Origin of the sequence: uncultured Nonlabens sp. (assembly GCF_947495285.1) — a bacterium.
Classification (GTDB): Bacteria; Bacteroidota; Bacteroidia; order Flavobacteriales; family Flavobacteriaceae; genus Nonlabens.
This window is the reverse complement of sequence record NZ_CANLXZ010000019.1, coordinates 42601-60127: the sequence shown is the minus strand read 5'-3', so window position 1 is coordinate 60127 and position 17527 is coordinate 42601. Positions and strand designations below refer to the sequence as shown.

Annotated in this window: 22 protein-coding genes; 14 read left to right on the top strand and 8 right to left on the bottom strand. The window is 34.7% G+C overall.

Annotation, left to right across the window (positions count from 1 at the left end; all coding sequences use genetic code 11):
* The first annotated feature begins 90 nt into the window (after positions 1–90).
* From Q0838_RS09480 to Q0838_RS09435, 10 genes are all read left to right on the top strand, one after another.
* Positions 91–2361, top strand: coding sequence for a M56 family metallopeptidase (locus tag Q0838_RS09480; protein WP_298954034.1), 2271 nt, complete (start codon positions 91–93; stop codon positions 2359–2361).
* A 103-nt stretch (positions 2362–2464) separates the two neighbouring features.
* On the top strand, positions 2465–2617 hold the full coding sequence (locus Q0838_RS09475) for an SsrA-binding protein (RefSeq protein ID WP_298954032.1): 153 nt from the start codon (positions 2465–2467) through the stop codon (positions 2615–2617).
* Entirely contained in the window at positions 2617–3453 is an 837-nt protein-coding gene (locus tag Q0838_RS09470; protein WP_298954030.1) for an ABC transporter substrate-binding protein, read from the top strand. The genes Q0838_RS09475 and Q0838_RS09470 overlap by 1 nt, the downstream gene beginning before the upstream one ends.
* Before the next feature lie 68 nt (positions 3454–3521).
* Entirely contained in the window at positions 3522–4133 is a 612-nt protein-coding gene (locus Q0838_RS09465) for a LemA family protein (protein WP_298954025.1), read from the top strand.
* 2 nt (positions 4134–4135) lie between these two features.
* Positions 4136–4573, top strand: coding sequence for a TPM domain-containing protein (locus tag Q0838_RS09460; protein ID WP_298954023.1), 438 nt, complete (start codon positions 4136–4138; stop codon positions 4571–4573).
* Complete coding sequence (locus Q0838_RS09455; protein WP_298954021.1) at positions 4573–5361, top strand: YgcG family protein; 789 nt, start codon at positions 4573–4575, stop codon at positions 5359–5361. The genes Q0838_RS09460 and Q0838_RS09455 overlap by 1 nt, the downstream gene beginning before the upstream one ends.
* A gap of 140 nt (positions 5362–5501) precedes the next feature.
* Positions 5502–5681, top strand: coding sequence for a CAL67264 family membrane protein (locus tag Q0838_RS09450; protein ID WP_298954019.1), 180 nt, complete (start codon positions 5502–5504; stop codon positions 5679–5681).
* Between the two features lie 36 nt (positions 5682–5717).
* The gene (locus Q0838_RS09445; RefSeq protein ID WP_298954017.1) at positions 5718–6101 is read left to right on the top strand and encodes a hypothetical protein; all 384 of its coding nucleotides are present in this window, start codon (positions 5718–5720) and stop codon (positions 6099–6101) included.
* On the top strand, positions 6088–7779 hold the full coding sequence (ettA, locus tag Q0838_RS09440) for an energy-dependent translational throttle protein EttA (protein ID WP_298954016.1): 1692 nt from the start codon (positions 6088–6090) through the stop codon (positions 7777–7779). The genes Q0838_RS09445 and ettA overlap by 14 nt, the downstream gene beginning before the upstream one ends.
* Before the next feature lie 135 nt (positions 7780–7914).
* Entirely contained in the window at positions 7915–8280 is a 366-nt protein-coding gene (locus Q0838_RS09435) for a hypothetical protein (RefSeq protein WP_298954014.1), read from the top strand.
* Positions 8281–8348: 68 nt separating this feature from the next.
* On the opposite strand, the gene Q0838_RS09430 is transcribed toward Q0838_RS09435, so the two are convergent.
* Positions 8349–9149, bottom strand: a complete 801-nt coding sequence (locus tag Q0838_RS09430; protein WP_298954011.1) for a zinc-dependent peptidase — start codon at positions 9147–9149, stop codon at positions 8349–8351.
* Positions 9150–9201: 52 nt separating this feature from the next.
* On the bottom strand, positions 9202–9933 hold the full coding sequence (locus tag Q0838_RS09425) for a Bax inhibitor-1 family protein (RefSeq protein ID WP_298954008.1): 732 nt from the start codon (positions 9931–9933) through the stop codon (positions 9202–9204).
* Positions 9934–10044: 111 nt separating this feature from the next.
* Between Q0838_RS09425 and Q0838_RS09420 the strand changes: the two genes are divergently transcribed.
* The 4 genes from Q0838_RS09420 to Q0838_RS09405 all read left to right on the top strand — a co-directional run bounded on the left by Q0838_RS09420 (position 10045) and on the right by Q0838_RS09405 (position 12054).
* The gene (locus Q0838_RS09420; RefSeq protein WP_298954005.1) at positions 10045–10593 is read left to right on the top strand and encodes a sigma-70 family RNA polymerase sigma factor; all 549 of its coding nucleotides are present in this window, start codon (positions 10045–10047) and stop codon (positions 10591–10593) included.
* A gap of 30 nt (positions 10594–10623) precedes the next feature.
* Positions 10624–11139, top strand: a complete 516-nt coding sequence (locus tag Q0838_RS09415; protein ID WP_298954002.1) for a hypothetical protein — start codon at positions 10624–10626, stop codon at positions 11137–11139.
* On the top strand, positions 11136–11606 hold the full coding sequence (locus Q0838_RS09410; RefSeq protein WP_298953999.1) for a hypothetical protein: 471 nt from the start codon (positions 11136–11138) through the stop codon (positions 11604–11606). Before Q0838_RS09415 ends, Q0838_RS09410 begins: the two co-directional genes overlap by 4 nt.
* A gap of 112 nt (positions 11607–11718) precedes the next feature.
* Entirely contained in the window at positions 11719–12054 is a 336-nt protein-coding gene (locus Q0838_RS09405) for a hypothetical protein (RefSeq protein ID WP_298953996.1), read from the top strand.
* Between the two features lie 5 nt (positions 12055–12059).
* Here the strand turns inward: Q0838_RS09405 and Q0838_RS09400 are convergent, their stop codons facing one another.
* The 6 genes from Q0838_RS09400 to alaS all read right to left on the bottom strand — a co-directional run bounded on the left by Q0838_RS09400 (position 12060) and on the right by alaS (position 17484).
* Positions 12060–12683 carry a DUF4230 domain-containing protein gene (locus Q0838_RS09400; protein ID WP_298953993.1) on the bottom strand — a complete coding sequence of 208 codons (624 nt, stop codon included), beginning with the start codon at positions 12681–12683 and terminating at the stop codon, positions 12060–12062.
* The gene (locus tag Q0838_RS09395) at positions 12683–13600 is read right to left on the bottom strand and encodes a GSCFA domain-containing protein (RefSeq protein WP_298953990.1); all 918 of its coding nucleotides are present in this window, start codon (positions 13598–13600) and stop codon (positions 12683–12685) included. The genes Q0838_RS09400 and Q0838_RS09395 overlap by 1 nt, the downstream gene beginning before the upstream one ends.
* Positions 13601–13647: 47 nt before the next feature.
* Positions 13648–13926 carry a hypothetical protein gene (locus Q0838_RS09390; protein ID WP_298953987.1) on the bottom strand — a complete coding sequence of 93 codons (279 nt, stop codon included), beginning with the start codon at positions 13924–13926 and terminating at the stop codon, positions 13648–13650.
* 11 nt (positions 13927–13937) lie between these two features.
* Positions 13938–14231, bottom strand: a complete 294-nt coding sequence (locus Q0838_RS09385; protein ID WP_298953984.1) for a hypothetical protein — start codon at positions 14229–14231, stop codon at positions 13938–13940.
* An 88-nt stretch (positions 14232–14319) separates the two neighbouring features.
* Complete coding sequence (locus Q0838_RS09380; RefSeq protein ID WP_298953981.1) at positions 14320–14841, bottom strand: YcxB family protein; 522 nt, start codon at positions 14839–14841, stop codon at positions 14320–14322.
* A gap of 21 nt (positions 14842–14862) precedes the next feature.
* Complete coding sequence (gene alaS / locus Q0838_RS09375) at positions 14863–17484, bottom strand: alanine--tRNA ligase (protein ID WP_298953978.1); 2622 nt, start codon at positions 17482–17484, stop codon at positions 14863–14865.
* Positions 17485–17527 lie beyond the last annotated feature (43 nt).

Below are 17527 nucleotides of genomic sequence, written 5' to 3'. Positions count from 1 at the left end.
TTTGTGTTGCACCACAAAGGTAACTTTGAGGAACAAATTTCCCTTTCTCTTTTTAAACGTTTAGGACGCTATTGATTTTTTATAGGTAAAATGGTAGTAGAATTAAGTTCGCTGCGCAGGTTGATACGCTCTGGTGATAAAAAGAGATCTGGTAAGTTTGTTATAGTTACGCTTTCGCGAAAGCTGACACCTTTCAGTTTCTTTAACTACATATGCTACTCTACGTCAGACCAGCAATCACCAGAACTAGATTTGATACTAGAACACGAGAAAGTCCATGCTAGAGAATGGCATTCTATAGATTTAATTGTGTCGCATCTTTTTAAAGCCTTATTCTGGATCAACCCACTAGTGTGGTTGTTAAAGAGGCAGATAGGTGAGAACTTAGAATTTATTGCCGACTCAAAAGCCAAAGTTAAAAACACTACAGCAATAAGCTACGAGCGCACTTTATTAAGTGCTGCCGCCAGCCACATGCAACCAGCACTGGCTAATAATTTTTTCACACCATTTATCAAAAAACGAATTGTTATGTTACAAAAAGAAGCGTCTGCCAACTGGAATGCCTATAAATATGCGTTGATACTACCAGTTATCGTACTTTTTCTCTACAGTTTTAATGTGGTGGAAGAAATAGAGTATGTTAAAAATGAAAATGCTCTACAAATGGATTCTGTCACAAATAATAATGATGAATCCTCTATTATTGATACAATTGAAAATGCAACAACTACTTCAGAAGAAGAGGTAGAAATAGCACAAGAACTGTGGAGTGAAGATCCTATTATAGATTTTGATCACACCATAAACTTCTCGATAGAACCTACTTCTACAGAGGAATATCTGGAAGAAAAGAAGACTTATTTAAAGAAAGAATACAACGTAGATTTTAATTACAGTAAGTTTAAAATCAAAAGAGGGAAAATAGTAAGAATCAAGATTTCGCTAGATGACAATAACGGTTACAAAGGTTCTCAGGAATACAGTGCTACAGGTGGTATAAAATCAATTTGTGTAAAAGGAGTAATTAAGGGAGATTCTAAGTCGTGGAGTATGGGAGGTTGTAAGACTGTAGCTGTAATTTCAGAGAATTCAAAAATTGTAAAATCTATTCAGGATTCAATTTTCTACACCATTCAAAATGCAGATAAGGTCTATACTGATAGTATAGTGCAATCATTATATCAGGAAATGAAAAGTATTGAAAATGACTCAGTAAAAATTAATTATATAAGTGCAAGTCGTTCCACACCATTTAATGACTCTTTAGTTATCAATAAAAGTTCTTTAAATTTTAATGATCCAAATACAATTTACACTTTTGAGAGTTCTTTTTCAAATCGACCGTCTACAAAAGCTCAAATAAAAAGAGGGTTCTATTCTAGTGAAAACCCACCTCTAACGATAGTGAATGGAAAAAAGACCGATGCAGAAATTACAAATCTTATCGACCCTAAGCTCATTAAAAGTTTAACTGAATTAAAAGATAAAGAAGCAACTTCTCTTTATGGTAATGCGGCAAAGAATGGCGTCGTTCTTATTACCACTAAAAATACTGATATAGATAATCGTCAAGATTTGATAATGTCTAAAAAACAAGAAATACTTAAAAAACGCGCAGAAATGAAAGCTGGCTATGCTGCTCGTAGAGATTCCTTAATAAGTAAAAGGACAGAAATCAAAGAAGCGAGACTTGCAGAGATGAAAGCGAAGCGAGATAACTCTGGAAAAGATGGCGTGTATTCTGGCTATGCGTATAATAATGGAGCTTATTTTTATGTGTCAGAAAATGGTGTTACAGCATTTTACGATATATCGGGAAATAAAAGATTTATTGTAAACAAAATTATAAATCCAGAAAGAGATAGTTACAAAAATGTAAAAATCAAAGGTAAATCGTACAATTTCTCGATTATTAAAAATCAATTTACTTTGAGTGACAATAAAGCGCTGTTTTATGATGGAATGGGTAATCTACTTGATAAGGAGACTTTAAGTAATACGCAGGTTGATCAATATAATGCCAATGGCTTATGGTCAACTGATGAACCTTTAACTGCGCTAGAAGTTGATGAATTAAATAGAAATAGAGGGGGAAATTCTGTTGTCATAAAATCTGAATATCAAACAGATGACATGTCAAAAAACCAATTTGAAAGACTTAAACAATATTTAGAAGATGCTGGACACACTTTTAGGCTAAAAACACATCGCATGAAAAACAATCGCTTAGTGAAATTAAAGTTTCATATCGATGGTTCTCAATATGCATATCAATCTAATACAGGTTATAAAGAATTAAAAATCGTTTTCAAAAAAGGATCTACTTCACCATCTATAAGCATGATACCGTATAAGTAATTAAAAACATATTTTGATTAACGGTAGACCCCATTCCAGCCTTTAGAATGGGGTTTTCCTATTTAATACCTAAGAAAGACTTACAAAACCTTACATTTGATGTATGAAGAAAGATGTATTCAAAATACTAGCACTATTAAATAAAGCAGTCTTACCCAGCTTTACAAAAAAGCGATTAGATCTAGCTAAAGCAAGTAAATTGCAATTGGCAATTTTTGGATACAAATTATGGGTAACTAAAAACGCACTAGATTAATGTTTTGTAAAATACCAGATCAATTAGGTAGAATGATCGCATTAGATCAACTACCACAACGTATCATATCACTTGTACCATCTCAGACAGAATTACTTATAGACTTAGGTCTAGCAGATAGACTCGTAGGTGTGACTCGTTACTGCATACATCCAGCAGGGTTAATAGATGAGAAAACCGTAGTAGGTGGAACTAAAAAAATAGTAGAATCTCGCATTATAGAATTACAGCCAGATCTTATTATTTGTAACAGAGAAGAAAATAATCAGAAAATCGTTGAATTTTGTGATCACATCGCACCTACCTATGTGTCTGATATTGATACTCTACAACAGGCTCTAGAGATGATAGCAGATGTAGGAGAAATAACAGGAACTAAGTTTAAAGCAAAATCCCTGATACGCAATATTTCTAGCGCATTTAAAACTTTATCAAAACCAGAAGTGAATCATAAAGCACTTTACCTTATCTGGAAAAAGCCATACATGGCAGTCGGTACAGGTACCTTTATTAATGACATGCTGGCAAGAGCAGGTTTTTCTAATGCGGCTCAAGATCTTACTAGATATCCAGAATTAGATATGGAGGCAATGATAAAGTTACAGCCAGATGCTGTTTTCTTATCTTCAGAGCCTTATCCGTTTACTACAGATGATATTGCCGAGATGAAACTAGCCTTTCTCACAGCACCATCTCAGGATCCTGTAAAACCTAATGTTATACCAGATTTTAAAGTGGTAGATGGAGAACTGTTCTCTTGGTATGGTTCTAGACTATTAAAAACGCCAGAGTACTTACAAAGTTTACAACCTAAAAATACCGACTTAACTATATAAGTAAAGCAGGTTTCTAATTTTCATGTAACTTTGGTTGTAAAAATTAATAAATAATAAAAAATTTATAGATGCAAAAAATAGGTGGTGGATTAGGTCTAGCAGGAATAATACTAGGAATAATAGTTATTTATGGTATTTACTGGTACAATAGTGCGGTAAGTTTAAGTGAAGGCGTAGGCGGCGCATGGGCAAATGTAGAGAGTAGCTATCAACGACGTAACGATTTAATTCCTAACATTGTTTCTACGGCTAAGAAATATGCAGAGTTTGAGCAGGAAACTTTAATAGGTGTGATAGAAGCAAGAGCCAAAGCTACTCAAGTAGCCATAGATGTAGACGCAACTAATCTTACAGAAGAAAACCTAGCTGCATTCTCACAGGCGCAAAGCCAGGTAAGCTCAGGTTTAGGTAGACTTCTTGCTACTTATGAGAATTATCCAGATTTAAAGGCAAATGAAAATTTCTTTGAATTGATCAATGAATTAGAACGTACAGAAAACCGTATTAACGTAGAACGTAACCGCTATAACGGCGCTGTAGGATCTTATAACATTCATATTAAAAAATTTCCTGGTAATTTATTAGCAGGTATTTTTGACTTTAATCCTTCAGGATTCTATCAGGCAGACGCAGGTGCAGAAAAAGCTCCAGATGTAGGTGACCTATTTGGCAACGATTAACCATGTCAGTTAAAGTAGAAGATTTCCTTACAGCATCACAAGAAAAAGCGATAGTAGATGCCATACGTAAAGCAGAGTCACTAACCAGTGGTGAAATACGTGTGCATCTAGAGTCGCATTGCGATGCGCCCATCACTCGTGCTCAAGAATTGTTTCATTTATTAAAAATGGATAATACTAAAGAAGAGAATGGGATTCTTTTCTACGTTGCCGTAAATGACAAGAAATTTGCCCTCATAGGTGATAAAGGTATACATGCAAAAGTAGGAGATGACTTCTGGACGTCTGTAAAAGATGTTGTTTTGTCTCGCTTTCGCGAAAGCGAATTCCAAAACGGACTCGTTCAAGGAATAGAGCTCGTAAGTGAAAAACTTGCAACTTATTTCCCATGGGATGAGAATGATGTGAATGAACTTCCTGACGAAATATCTGTAAGTTAATGAGGTGTTTATTCCATATCTTAATCGCATTCATAGGTTTTTCAAATCTTGCTCTTGGACAATTTACCATTCCAGAGAAACCAGGTAGCAGTTCACCAACACCATATGTTTATGATGCGGGCCAGGTGCTTACACCTGTGCAAAGAACATCTCTTAATAATAAACTGAAACGGTATGCAGACACTACTTCTACACAACTAGTTTTTGCTACCATAAAATCATCAAATGGTGAAGAGCTAGATCGTTTAGGCGCTAGATGGGGACAAGAATGGGGAATAGGCCAGAAAGGAAAGGACAATGGAATATTACTCATTCTAGCCATAAATGATAGACAGGTAGATATCAATACTGGTTACGGGATAGAATCTATAATGTCAGATAGAGATGCAGAGCGTATAGTGAACAGAGTCTTAATTCCTAACTTTAAAAATAGCAATTATTACAACGGTTTAAACCTAGGAGCAGACGCTATTTTTAAAACCCTAAAAGGCGAGTTTAAAGGTACCGCTGGTAGTACAAAACCATTTCCATGGAGTGTTTTGTTAGTATTTGCAGTGTTTTTATTTTTCATTATTATGAATGTTAAAAACAAAGGAAATGGCAATAATGGAAGTAGAGGAAGTTCTGGTGGTTCATTACTCGATATTATTATTTTAAGTAATATGGGGCGCGGCGGTTTTGGCGGCGGTAGCTTTGGCGGTGGCTCTTCAGGTGGCTTCGGCGGTGGTAGTTTTGGCGGTTTCGGCGGTGGTGGTTTTGGTGGCGGTGGTGCTGGTGGTAGCTGGTAATTTTATAATGCGTCCACCTTATTAAACTTTAAATAAGTTATCAATAATTTATAGCTATCTATTAAAATCACCGTTTAACGACTGTTTAAAAGGCCTAAAGATTTAGTTTACTGCTTATATTTGCAAACTAATTTTGAACTATGGCATTGAACAAGAATGGGGTATTAGGATGGGCTACATTAGTCATGATAATAATAGGAGTAGGCCTAATAGCATTAGGAGCATACCGTTATACAGACGTAGGATTTGGTTTTGCAGCAATAGGACTAGGTTTCTTTGCGATAGCCTGGGTTTTTAATGCACTTAAAGGTAGAGTGTAAGTGAAGGAGGTTATTCATTTTAAAGATTTAAACACTTTGCGTCATAAAATTATACTAGGACTAGCCTTTATAATCCTTATTTGCGCTGCGGTACTTTTCTTTAATGATCTAAGAATGTACAGTTCTATAATGGCGCTAGTTGCAGTAACCTTATTTTATCTCCTTAATTTTGAAGGTTTTACTACACGCAATTCTGCTTCTTACAGTCATAAATCGATCACAGTAAAATTAATAGGTAGAAAAACTTTTGGTTTTACTTTTAAAGAATTAGAGCAACTGGATCTTTCTGATAAGGGGCTTTATATTAAATCTAAAGGGATGGATGCGGTTACGCTTTCGCGAAAGCGGTACCAAGACAAATCCTTAACCCAATTATATAAAATATTACAAGAAAAAAGCACATCAAATGAGCGACGATAAACAAGTCATTTTTTCCATGTCTGGTCTTTCAAAGACTTATCAAAGTACTGGAAAACAAGTTTTAAAAAATATTCACCTTAGTTTTTTCTATGGTGCAAAAATTGGTATTCTAGGACTTAATGGTTCTGGTAAGTCCACACTGATGAAGATTATCGCTGGGATAGAAAAAAACTATCAAGGAGATATTAATTTTTTACCAGGTTATAATGTAGGTTATCTAGAGCAAGAACCACAACTGGACGAGACTAAAACCGTTATGGAAATAGTACGTGAAGGTGTGGCAGAGACTGTTGCGGTACTAAATGAGTATAATAAGATCAACGACGACTTTGGTCTAGAAGAGGTGTATACTGATGCTGATAAAATGGAGAAACTGATGAATCGTCAGGCTGTTCTTCAAGATAAAATAGATGCATTAAACGCATGGGAACTAGATACTAAACTAGAAATAGCGATGGATGCGCTGCGTACGCCACCAGGAGAAGCAGAGATCAAAAACCTGTCTGGTGGTGAGAGACGTCGTGTGGCATTATGTAGATTATTATTACAACAACCAGAAATTCTTTTACTAGATGAGCCTACTAACCACCTTGATGCAGAGTCTGTATTATGGTTAGAACAGCACCTTGCTCAATATAAAGGAACGGTAATCGCAGTAACTCACGATAGATATTTCTTAGATAACGTTGCAGGATGGATTCTAGAACTAGACCGTGGAGAAGGTATTCCATGGAAAGGGAATTATTCTAGCTGGTTAGAGCAAAAAGGAGACCGTCTGGCAAAAGAAGAAAAGTCAGAGTCTAAAAGACAAAAAACTCTTAAAAGAGAATTGGACTGGGTACGTCAGGGAGCAAAAGGTCGCCAGACGAAACAAAAAGCACGTCTAAGCAATTATGACAAGCTTTTAAATGAAGATCAAAAAGTTAAAGAAGAAAAACTAGAGATCTACATTCCTAATGGGCCACGTTTAGGTACAAATGTTATTGAGGCAAATGGAGTGAGTAAAGCCTTTGGCGATAAGTTACTTTATGAAGACTTGAACTTTGTATTACCACAAAATGGTATAGTAGGTATTATAGGGCCTAACGGTGCTGGTAAAACGACCATTTTTAAAATGATCATGGATCAAGAACAACCGGACAAAGGTTCTTTTACTGTAGGAGAAACGGTACAACTGGCCTATGTAGATCAATCACACTCTAATATAGATGCAAATAAATCTATTTGGGAAAACTTTTCTGACGGTCAGGACATGATTATGATGGGTGGTAAAATGGTTAATTCTAGAGCATATTTAAGTCGTTTTAACTTCTCTGGTAGTGAGCAAAATAAGAAGGTGTCTACACTTTCTGGTGGAGAGCGCAACCGTTTACACCTAGCCATGACTCTTAAAGAAGAAGGTAATGTACTATTACTAGATGAACCTACTAATGATCTTGATGTAAACACTTTGAGAGCACTAGAAGAAGGTCTAGATAACTTTGCTGGTTGTGCAGTAATTATATCGCATGATAGATGGTTCTTAGATAGAGTTTGTACGCATATCATAGCATTTGAAGGAGATTCTCAAATCTATTCTTTTGAAGGTAGTTTTACTGAATATGAGGAGAATAAGAAAAAACGTTTAGGTGATCACGCACCTAAAAGAATACGTTACAAGAAGTTAACTAGAGACTAGTTCTTTTCTTAGTTGTTATATAACTACCCCAAAGGTTTTTAAAACCTTTGGGGTTTTTTAATGCGACTATTTGGCATTTATATTAAATTAGGTTCTCTATTGATAACTTATATTCACTCCTTAATAGTTTAAATAATGGTTGATAAGTATACCGACATTTCAGTACAGATAGAACATTATGCAAAAGAAATTTCTGAAAAGAGAATGGATTTTTCAAAATTGCGCAATACACTAAAAGAACAAGGCACAGATCAAAAAGATATAGAACATATAGTTAAAAGAGTGGATAAAAGAGCTATACGTCTAGATCAATTAAAAGGCCTGCATAGTAGAGGTAAAGCATTGTTTTATGGAGGTATAGTGGCTGTTGTTCTAGGTTTATTATTACCAGTTATATCTCTTTTTTTAAGTAAGGGTTTAAGTACATGGTTGATAAGCACACCTATTATAGCAGGTCTAGGCGCTATCTTTTTAGGTCGTAATGATATGCGTCGATATTAGGTGATCTTTTATAAATAGAGTAAGTCTACTCGGTCGATTTTTTACAATCTTAATATTTTAAATGCCTATTAAGAAATAATCCATTCTTCTTCATAAAGAAGTGCCTTAGTTAGATGACTATACATTAATGGAAATTGTTCTTTAAAATCTTTATTAGATTCAAAGTAGTACTCTATAAGAACAGCCATGAATTCGTACTGATTTGTAAAAGCATAATCCCTAAAAAACTTTGTGTTGTCTAGTTTGCTGCGCACAGCCGGCTTCATGAGTTCTCTAAGAATATTGCGTGTAAATTTTTTAAAACGTAAAGCATCTATCTCACTACTGCGCTCACTTTCTATATGAAGTACGTGAGTAAATTCATGCAGGCCTAAGTGCAAGTTATCATTTACGATATCCATTCCTTCTTTAAAATCGGGCCATGAAAAAGCTAGAACCTTTGCTATAGGATTGTATTCACCTTTATGGTATTCTTGTGTAGTAGGACTTTTAAACGGTTCTGGAAAAAGTAATAAAGTATTTAACCTGGGAAAAAGGTAATTGCGCCTACCGAAGGTTAAACGACATGCAACACAAGCTATTAAAACCACTTGTTCATCAGTCACCGTGTCTTGATACCTGTGTTTAAAATCTTTCTGTTTTATAAAGGTGGCCACCCTATGTTCAAATTGCTTTTTATATTTTTCAGAGAGATGGATGTAAAAAGGATATGTTTCTAGGACTCGCTTTCGCGAAAGCGGTAACCGTGCATTGCTCCATAACTGTCTGTACCATATAAAGTCGCGCTTTCTTTGAAGAACACGTAGACTTAAATGAATTATTACTAGAACTAGCCCTATAATCATACCAGCTATGACATAGGGACCCATCCATAAAGTTTCACTATTAGGGTTTGCCTGTAGCGATATGAGGTGTAAGAAATTAATCGCGGGACATAAAAATTCTTAAGATGTACCAAAAAAGTAACATCAATGAAGAGAATAAACCTAATGCAGCACCTACATATTGATCTGTATGGTATTTATGTACCAGATTAGATGTCTGATAAAGGATAGAACCAGCCGCAAGAAGCACCATAGCGCCACTAAAGAAAAGTCCTAAGTCAAATCCAAAAATCATACCTGCAATTATTAATCCTATTGCAATAATAAAACCTACTGATAAAATACTTTTAAGGAAAGAAAAATCCTTTTTAGTAATTAAAACTACAGCACTTAACGCTGTAAAAAGGGCCAATGTAAGGATGGCTGCCTGACTTAGTAAATTGCTTTCTCCACCTTGTAGAGCTGCCTGATATTGTAATGCCATAGCAATAAGTGGTAGAAAAATAACAGCCTCTGCTACTACAAATAGGAATAGGCCTAGATACTGCTGCCTGCGGTCATGTGATTTATGTGCCATCTTTTCTGCATAAGAAGTGGCCATCATAAATGCACCTAATACGAGTAACCACGTCCAGCCTTGTGTAAGACTAAACATAAAGTTAACTAATGGTTCTATGCGCAATAAAATAGCTTCTATAATCACAAATAGTAATGTGGCGATGGCTACATGTCCATACGTCTTTTTATAAAAAATAGCTCTAGCCTCGTCGTTTACTATAGATAGTGGCTGGATAGAGGTATCGTAATGCGGTGTGTGGTCTTGATTCATAACTGTATTAAAACGTGAAGATAATTATTATGTTTTACCTTAATGTTAAGGAATGATATAAATTATTTTTAAAATTGTTAAACCTTTATACTTTGCGCGAGTCATAGATATATGAGTAGAACATCAGACCATGAATTAATTTCTTTAATCCTTAATGAAGCTACGGCTAATAAAGGGTTTAGACTGCTGGTATCTCAATACCAAGAACAGTTATACTGGCAGGTGAGAAAAATGGTAGTAGTCCATGATGACGCTGACGATGTGTTGCAAAATGTGTTTATTAAAATTTTTAAGGGTATTAAAAACTTTAATGGAGATAGCAAATTATCTACATGGATGTATAGAATCGCTTATAATGAGAGCGTTACTTTTTTAACTAAAAAAGGAAAAACACTACAAATATCTTCTCAAGAACTACAAGATCACCTAACTGAAAAGCTAGAAGCCGATGTATATTTTACAAGTGATGAGATAGAACTAGCTCTTAAAAAAGCACTTGCACAATTACCAGATAGACAGCGAGAGGTATTTAACTATAGGTATTATGACGATCTTAAATTTAAAGATATTGCGACGATACTGGATTTAAGTGAAGGTGCTGTGAAAAGTACGTACCACATAGCAGCAAAGAAAGTAGAACAATTTATTAAAGTGAATTAAACTAATTGACTTAAAAACAGTCATAAGGATATGAAAAACAATAATCAACATACACAAGCAGGCTTTAAAGTACCAGAAGGTTACTTTGATTCACTTACAGATCGTGTGTTAGAAAACACACAAAAAGACGAGATCGTAGAACACGCTGGTTTTAGTGTTCCTAAAGATTATTTTTCTACTCTTGAAGATCGTATTTTAACGTTAGTACAAGAAGATAAAAAAGATGTAAAAGTTGTAACTCTTCAAACTTCAAAAAATAATACATGGTTATACCCATTGTTAGCAATGGCAGCTATATTTATAGGTTTTGTAACTATTAATGGTCTGTTCTCTACAGACGAAGTTACTTTTGCAGACCTTAACGATCAAGAGTTAAGAGATTATATAGTAGACATTAACTTTTTACAAGATGAAGAGTCTATGGAGATATTATATGCAGATAATAGCATACTTAACGAGACTGAAATAAAACTAGAATTTACAGATAATGAGTTGTTAAATTACCTTATGGAAGACGCAACATTAGACCAAATTATAAGAGAATGAAAAATTTAATAATAGTATTCGTATTGCTTTTTTCCTTTGTGGTAAAAGCACAAGCCCCAGAAAAAGGTCACAATAGACACAGAAATAAAAAAATGCATGATAAGATTAAAACTCTTGCTATCGCACACATAAACAGAGAATTAAATCTTTCTTCTCAAGAAGCGCAAAAATTCTGGCCTTTATACAATGAGGTAAAAGATGAACGCTCCCGTCTAGAAAAAGTAAAGAAAGACCTTATCAAAAAACTAGAAGGAGAATTTGACACCATGTCAGAGAAGCAAGCAGTTGCTTATGTGGATGAGATGGTTCAATTAGATCAAAAAATAAGTGCTACTTATTTAGATTATAAGCACAAGGAAATAATACAAGTAATAGGCGCAAAGCGATTTCTTAAATTAAAAAAAGCCGAATTAGATTTCAGGCGTAAGATGATTAGAGAATACAAAGATCGTAGACGTAATAAATAGATTAAATTAATTTATAAAATCCTTTCCAGTTAAATCAGGAAAGGATTTTTTTTTAATTCTAATTTTGATTAAAAATAACAAGTCTTTATTTTTAACGCATAAAACTATACTTATGAAAAGAATACTTATCATCCTATGTGTCCTCTTATTTACCAGCTGCGATACAACACCGTCAGATTCTCAAAATCAAACAGCTGATTCTATTAAAAATAGTGAAACATACAAATTATATGTACAGGCATACAACAATTATGCAGCATGTAAACAAGAGCGTCCACAGCTAACTACAGACTTTATGAATAAGAAAATCACGCAACAAGAATTCTCTACCGCTCTAGAGAGTAACGGTAAATTATGTCGCATTAAAAAGGATATTTATAATAAGTATTACCAGTTACTAGAAGCTGAATTTGATAAAGCCGCAGAGGCTTATGAAATCATAGAGTAGGATCTCTAGAATAAGATAGCATTCATTTCTTTTTTGCTATTAACTTCTACATCATTATAAATAAGTTTCCAACCCATAGAACTGCTCAATAAATAAATATTGCTCAATTCAGTTAATAATCTGTTTTGAGCATTTTTTATAACTTCATCTTTACGAATATTTTCTTTAAGTTTTTCCGTTATCTGTTTTTCCATCTTATTGATATCTCTTCCTTCAAATTTGTTTAAAATACCGTTGTCCATTTTAAAATAATCTAGATGAGGATAAATTTTAATTTCTGGTTGTGGTATATAGGTAATGAAAATAGTTTTTGATTCTAGATCTAGTTTATGTTTTAACAGTTTAAGATCATAGGATATTTGAGCCTCGGCATTTGATATTATGATCGCGCTTTTCTGACTTCTAAAAAAGTCCCAACCATAAGATTTTGTGCTTTCATAGGTAAATACCTTAGCATATTTCATCTCTGTGACTACCAGTTTACTCGTGTTGTTAATTTCCTTTTGTATCAGTGCTGTCTGTGCTAGTAATAACTCACGATCTTTATTTTTATCTAGAAATATAGATCCTAAATAAAATATTGAAACAGCAATTAAACCACTGATTATGTATTTAAAAATGTCTTTCATTATAATTTTATTTCAGGATATATCGAGTTTACTTTAGCTCGCATTTGTTCTATTTGTAGTTGATGTGCTTCTGTGTTTGTAGCACGATGTTGAGATAGTTTTCTATATTTCTCTACTGCTTTTTGTTGGGTTAGAGTGTTGTTGTTAAGTCCGCTTTCGCGAAAGCGAGACCATATAAAATCCACACCTATTTCATTGAGATGTACCATATCACGAGCATAAAATCTATAATCTCTCAACTCGTCCATAGTTATTTCATAAGCAGGGAAATAAGTGGCATTATTTAAATCTACTTGAGTCTGTATGGCGTCGTGCAATCTCGATTTACTACGTGTGTTTTCTATAAAACCATCTTTAATATGACGCACCGGCGATAGGGTATAGGTGATGTTTATTTCTGGATTTACCTTGTTTACCCATTCCTGTATACTCGTTAGATCCATATTTATGGTTTCTGTATCCAGCAGTTCTTTAATAAACAATTGTTGCGGTTGTTTATGACAGTTAGCAACTATTATATCCTTTTCTATATGACGGTAAACCCACGCAGTACCTAGAGTTATAAATAGATGAGAAGCCTGTTTTAAATCTGTTTCTAGTTTTTTTAAAGCGGTATTTAATTGATCTAATAGCACGTTCTGATCTTTATTATTAAGATCAGAATGTGCTAGATAAGAATAATCACCTTCTATATCTTCTCGTGTAAACGGAATATGGTGAACAGCACGATTTATTAAAACTCTTAAACTAGTGGAATTAAAAATAATCCCAAAAGGATTTATACTCGTATCAAACCCATAATAGGATAGCTTAGAACCTATATTCTCGGTAAAACAGCTGCCTAGTAGAACCACTTTAGAATTATAATCTATAGGGCTGGATAGTTTTAAAACAGGAACAGGTGTGCTTAGTTTCATGGATTATTAAGATCAATTAATTCAAAGGTACGATCTTAATTTAAGGTTTAAACAAATGTAAATAGATAGAGTTTTATGAGTGCATATATCAAAATAGGGACTAATACTATGGTAAGGAGTAGTACTATAAGTGTTTTCTTTTTCTCTGCTTTTACCTGCAATTGAAAGGCATCTTTTGCGGCCTGTATTTGTTCTGGTGAAAAGTCTTCTTTATTAATATTCCCTTTATAAATGCCGGTGTCAGCGTCTAGTCCTTTGAATTTAGATCTAGATTTTAACTGTTTTGCATTAATTTTAATGGTTGTAATAAATGCTAGAGAGCCCATAATCTGTAATTTTAAAAGTCAAACATGAATAGAAATAAATAACCTAGATAAAAGCACACTGGTGTTAGGATTATTGTTAAGATCCAGATGATTTTGTGTTTTATTCTACTTTTTTGTAATTTCTGTTTGTATACTTCTTTGGCAGCTGCTACTTCTTGTGGAGTAAAAACCTTGCATTTGCAAGCTGTTTGATACAAAGATGCAGTAGCAAAACGAGCATCATGTATACGGTCAGCTCTACGCTCGTCGCCCTTTGCATGTATGCGATCTATTTTCTCCAGTAAATGTTTAGTGACAACTCCCATATAATATGAGTAGCTTTTAATGAAGAAATGTTACAGTCTGTGACGTGAAATAACAATGGTCCATTTAAATTTAAATAGACCATTTGTTTTATAGGTTGTTATTTATCTGAGCTTTATTAAGAATTTCTTTCAAGGTTTTTATTTTTTCAGAACTCACAGATCTCATAGGAATAGAAGCGCAAAGTTGTTTTGAAAAATATATATCTAACATTTCTTTTTGTTGAACATTTTTATGGATAGCGTTCCAATCTTTTCTTCCTTCTGAAGAGGCAGACTTTCCAAAATAACCGTTCTCATCCATAACGACCTTTACGTCTTGCTGAAAGTCTGTGGTATTATCGTATACTTTTTTAAACTGATACCTTAAGTACAGAACAATCAGAATGGGCACAATGATAAGTGGTAAAACACTAATCATTATCGAGGTGAAACCTTGCTCAGGAGCTGCATTCTGCGCTGGGTTAATTAACGGTACGATAAATTTGAATGATGGTAAGAGTATTATAAATAAACCGAAAATCATGATATTTCTTGATTTTAAGAGCATGCGCATCCTATGATTAACAAACTCCTTCTTTTCAACTCTATAATTTATCTCTACTTCTTTCATTTTATAATAATAAAAAGTAAATTAAATCAACCCTTCAGCAGCAACAAGAGCCGCATCTATTCCAGCAGCATTTTTACCACCAGCCGTTGCAAAATGAGACTGGCCACCGCCACCACCTTGAATGTGTTTACCTAGTTCTCTAACTATTTTACCAGCGTCTAGTGATTTTTCTTCTACTAGATTCTTACTTAGAATAACCGTTAGAGTTGCTTTCTCTCCGTTTGCTGCTCCTATAATTAAGAAAAGGTTTTCCATTTCTCTCTCGATATTAAAAGCTAGTTCCTTAACAGACTTTGCATCTAGATCGGTTTTTGTAGCGATAAAGTTCACTCCATTAATGCTTTTTGCACTAGCTATTAAATCACCTTTTAGGTTTCCAGCCTTTGCTTTAAGAAGTTGCTCGATTTCTTTTTTCAAAGAAGCATTCTCATCTTGCAGCGCAGCAATAGATTCTGCTGGGTTTTTAGTAGGGTTCTTTAAAACGGCTTTAATTTCTTCAAAGCTTTTTGATTGCTCTGTAAAGAAATCTTTTACCGCATCGCTAGTAATTGCCTCTATACGACGTATTCCAGATGCAACAGCGCTTTCATTAGTGATTTTAAAATGCCAAATGTCTCCCGTATTTTTTACATGAGTACCACCACAAAGCTCGTTACTCTCACCGAATTTAATGGTACGTACTACGTCACCATACTTCTCGCCAAATAATCCTATTGCACCATCTTCCATAGCCTGGTCATACGTATTATCGCGATTTTCTTCTAGAGATAATTGTTCTCTAATACGTGCGTTTACAAAGTTTTCTATTTCTACGAGTTCCTCTGCACTTACTTTAGAGAAGTGTGAGAAGTCAAATCTTAAACTAGCACTTCTCACCATAGAACCTTTTTGCTCCACGTGAGTACCTAATATCTTACGCATCGCCTGGTGTAGTAGGTGAGTAGCTGTATGGTTTGCAGCAGTACGTGCACGTTGATTTGCATCTACCACTACTTTATGAGTACCACCTATTTCTTTAGGTAGGTTCTTAGTTAAATGTACGGTCTGGCCATTTTCTTTTTTAGTATCTACTATGTAAACCGTGTCACCACTAGCACTTTCTAGATAACCTTTGTCACCAGTCTGTCCACCACTTTCTCCATAAAACGGAGTCATGTTAAAAACGATCTGGTACAACTCGCCATCTTTTTTACTCGTTACCTTGCGGTATTGAGATATACGCACCTCTGCTTCTAGTTGATCATAACCTATAAACTCTTGCGTGTCGTCATCTACTAGAACAGTCCAGTCACTAGTCTCTGTCGCGCTCGCTTTACGAGAGTCGTCTTGTTGTTTTTTAAGAGCAATGGCAAATCCTTCTTCGTCCATTTCTAGACCTTGCTCGCTTAATATAAGACGCGTCAGTTCTTTAGGAAAACCATAGGTATCATTAAGTTCAAATGCTTTTTTACCGTCTAGGATTTCAGAACCGGCAGACTTCATGCCTGCGATCATAGAATCTAGAAGAGTAAGTCCATTTTCTAGTGTTCTTAAAAAAGAAGTTTCTTCTTCTTTAATGACATTAAGAATTAAGTTCTTTTGAGATTTAAGTTCTGGGAAAGCATCGCCCATTTGCTTAGAAAGAGTATTTACTAACTGGTAGATAAAAGGTTCTTTTTTACCTAGGTAAGTAAATCCATAACGTATCGCACGACGCAATATCATACGTATTACATAACCAGCACCGTTGTTAGAAGGTAGTTGTCCGTCTGCAATAGAAAAAGATACCGCTCTCAAGTGGTCTGCAATAACACGTATTGCGATATCTTCTTGCGTTGTTTTTCCATATGCATGTCCAGTTATGGTTTCTATTTCTCTAATAAGAGGTGTAAAAATATCAGTATCATAATTAGACTGTACATTCTGTAATACCATCGCAAGACGTTCAAAGCCCATACCGGTATCAACATGCTGGTTAGGTAGATTTTTAAGAGAACTGTCTGCCATGCGGTTGTATTGCATAAAAACTAGATTCCATATTTCTACCACCTGTGGGTGATCCATATTAACAAGAGTAGCGCCATCTACTGCTGCTTTTTCTTCTTTACTTCTTATGTCTACGTGTATTTCAGAACATGGTCCACAAGGTCCTTGTGCGCCCATTTCCCAAAAGTTATCTGCTTTATTACCGTTAAGAATACGATCTTGGTCTATAAGTTCTTTCCATAGATCATAAGCTTCTGTATCGCGTTCTAGGCCTTCACTTTTATCACCTTCAAAAATGGTTACATAAAGGCAGTCTTTATCAATACCATAAACTTCAGTAAGTAATTCCCACGCCCATGAAATCGCATCTTTTTTAAAGTAATCGCCAAAACTCCAGTTACCCAGCATCTCAAACATCGTGTGGTGATATGTATCTACACCTACTTCTTCTAGATCGTTATGTTTACCGCTTACTCTCAGACATTTTTGAGAATCTGTAATACGGTTATTTTTAGGTTCAGAATTTCCTAAGAAGTATTCTTTAAATTGATTCATACCGGCGTTAGTAAACATCAGGGTAGGATCATTTTTGATCACCATGGGTGCACTTGGGACGATTTGGTGTTTTTTATTTTCAAAAAACTCAAGAAACGTTTGGCGTATTTGTTTTGACTTCATTATGGCTTTACTAGCGGTTAATTCATTTTTCTTATTTTTGCTG

What these genes read in the sequence shown, in the direction of transcription:
- Q0838_RS09480 (WP_298954034.1), top strand. Translation starts at nt 91, where the DNA reads ATGGTAGTAGAATTAAGTTCGCTGCGCAGGTTGATACGCTCTGGTGAT.
- Q0838_RS09475 (WP_298954032.1), top strand. Translation starts at nt 2,465, where the DNA reads ATGAAGAAAGATGTATTCAAAATACTAGCACTATTAAATAAAGCAGTC.
- Q0838_RS09470 (WP_298954030.1), top strand. Translation starts at nt 2,617, where the DNA reads ATGTTTTGTAAAATACCAGATCAATTAGGTAGAATGATCGCATTAGAT.
- Q0838_RS09465 (WP_298954025.1), top strand. Translation starts at nt 3,522, where the DNA reads ATGCAAAAAATAGGTGGTGGATTAGGTCTAGCAGGAATAATACTAGGA.
- Q0838_RS09460 (WP_298954023.1), top strand. Translation starts at nt 4,136, where the DNA reads ATGTCAGTTAAAGTAGAAGATTTCCTTACAGCATCACAAGAAAAAGCG.
- Q0838_RS09455 (WP_298954021.1), top strand. Translation starts at nt 4,573, where the DNA reads ATGAGGTGTTTATTCCATATCTTAATCGCATTCATAGGTTTTTCAAAT.
- Q0838_RS09450 (WP_298954019.1), top strand. Translation starts at nt 5,502, where the DNA reads ATGGCATTGAACAAGAATGGGGTATTAGGATGGGCTACATTAGTCATG.
- ettA (WP_298954016.1), top strand. Translation starts at nt 6,088, where the DNA reads ATGAGCGACGATAAACAAGTCATTTTTTCCATGTCTGGTCTTTCAAAG.
- Q0838_RS09435 (WP_298954014.1), top strand. Translation starts at nt 7,915, where the DNA reads ATGGTTGATAAGTATACCGACATTTCAGTACAGATAGAACATTATGCA.
- Q0838_RS09430 (WP_298954011.1), bottom strand. Translation starts at nt 9,149, where the DNA reads ATGGGTCCCTATGTCATAGCTGGTATGATTATAGGGCTAGTTCTAGTA.
- Q0838_RS09425 (WP_298954008.1), bottom strand. Translation starts at nt 9,933, where the DNA reads ATGAATCAAGACCACACACCGCATTACGATACCTCTATCCAGCCACTA.
- Q0838_RS09420 (WP_298954005.1), top strand. Translation starts at nt 10,045, where the DNA reads ATGAGTAGAACATCAGACCATGAATTAATTTCTTTAATCCTTAATGAA.
- Q0838_RS09415 (WP_298954002.1), top strand. Translation starts at nt 10,624, where the DNA reads ATGAAAAACAATAATCAACATACACAAGCAGGCTTTAAAGTACCAGAA.
- Q0838_RS09410 (WP_298953999.1), top strand. Translation starts at nt 11,136, where the DNA reads ATGAAAAATTTAATAATAGTATTCGTATTGCTTTTTTCCTTTGTGGTA.
- Q0838_RS09405 (WP_298953996.1), top strand. Translation starts at nt 11,719, where the DNA reads ATGAAAAGAATACTTATCATCCTATGTGTCCTCTTATTTACCAGCTGC.
- Q0838_RS09400 (WP_298953993.1), bottom strand. Translation starts at nt 12,683, where the DNA reads ATGAAAGACATTTTTAAATACATAATCAGTGGTTTAATTGCTGTTTCA.
- Q0838_RS09395 (WP_298953990.1), bottom strand. Translation starts at nt 13,600, where the DNA reads ATGAAACTAAGCACACCTGTTCCTGTTTTAAAACTATCCAGCCCTATA.
- Q0838_RS09390 (WP_298953987.1), bottom strand. Translation starts at nt 13,926, where the DNA reads ATGGGCTCTCTAGCATTTATTACAACCATTAAAATTAATGCAAAACAG.
- Q0838_RS09385 (WP_298953984.1), bottom strand. Translation starts at nt 14,231, where the DNA reads ATGGGAGTTGTCACTAAACATTTACTGGAGAAAATAGATCGCATACAT.
- Q0838_RS09380 (WP_298953981.1), bottom strand. Translation starts at nt 14,841, where the DNA reads ATGAAAGAAGTAGAGATAAATTATAGAGTTGAAAAGAAGGAGTTTGTT.
- alaS (WP_298953978.1), bottom strand. Translation starts at nt 17,484, where the DNA reads ATGAAGTCAAAACAAATACGCCAAACGTTTCTTGAGTTTTTTGAAAAT.